We start from the raw sequence: 1,318 nt of genomic DNA on the forward strand, positions 1-1,318 counted from the left end.
GCCTGATCGATACGGTGCAGTACACGCCGGCCGCGGCCGGCACCAAGGCGTTCACGGTGAGCGTGGTCGATGCCTTCAGCGGTGCCGGCCAGCACGGCACGGTGGCCGTAGGCTCGGGATCGTTCAATGTCGTGGCGGCGGCTCAGAACGTCGACCCGTCCATCACGGGCGATGCGGCGACGGTTTCCGTCGAGTCGACGGGCACCACCTTTGCGCAGCCGTTTGCCAACAATCGCCTGGTGATCGTCAACCCGGAGGCGACCGAGAGCCTGACGGTCCAGGTGTCGTTCGCGGCCGCCAACGGGCAGTTCGAGGGCCAGACGGCCGGGGGCGACGCGACCACGAAGACCTACACCTTCACGGGCAACGTGTCTCAGGTGAACGCCTGGCTGGCCGGCCTGCAGTTCAACCCGACGGACAATTTCACCAACGCTGCGGCGGACACGACGTTCACCGTGCAGGTGAAGCCCACGGCGGCCACCGGCTTCGTGGCGTCCAACAGCAATATCAAGGTCACGGCTGACTTCAACAGCAACGCGACGATCCCCACCATGGAGGTGGACCAGGCGGCGACGGTCGGGGCGCCGATCAAGCTGCTCGACGGCATCGAGCTGGAGGACGCAGAAAACGACGCGGTCACCCTGACGGTGTCGTTTGCCACCGGCCGCGGCACCTGGGGATTCCCGGCGAGCACGCTGGTGACGGTCGATAATCAGAGTGCGACGGGCACGATCAAGTTCACCGGGAAGGCGGCTGACGTTCAGAGCTTCCTGGACAACGTGACCTTCACGCCCACGAGCGCGGCGGCCACGACGATCTCGGTGAGCGTGGTGGACGCCTTCTCGGGCGCCGGCCAGCACACCGGCACCACCCCGAAATCCTTCATCGTCACGGCGGGCACGGCTCCGACGATCACGGGGGCGGCTGCGATTGTGACCGGGGAATCGACGGGCAACACGTTTCCGACGCCATTCAACGGCAAGCTGGCGGTCAACTATGCCAACAACACGGACCAGCTGACGGTCCAGGTCTCGTTCGCGGCGGGCAACGGCGCGTTCCAGGGCCAGACGGCCGGGGGCGACGCGGCCACGAAGACCTACACCTTCACGGGGACCCGAGACGCGGTGAACACCTGGCTGGCGGGGCTGCAGTTCAACCCGACGGACAATTTTGGCACGGCGACGAACACCCTGTTCACCGTGGACGTGAAGCCAGCGGCGGCGAACCAGTGGTCGGACAGCAACAGCAACATCACGGTGGCGGCGGACTTCAACGACAACGCCACGGGAACCATCCCGACCACGAACGTGGCGGCGAC

1 protein-coding gene is annotated in these 1,318 nt (G+C 66.4%); it reads left to right on the forward strand.

Translation table 11 applies throughout. From position 1 onward, the window contains the following. On the forward strand, positions 1 to 1,318 hold a 1,318-nt coding region (locus tag KBI52_RS01490), incomplete at both ends, for a hypothetical protein (protein WP_210804867.1).

Origin of the sequence: Microvirga sp. HBU67558 (assembly GCF_018069605.1) — a bacterium.
GTDB classification, from domain to species: domain Bacteria; phylum Pseudomonadota; class Alphaproteobacteria; order Rhizobiales; family Beijerinckiaceae; genus Microvirga; species Microvirga terrae.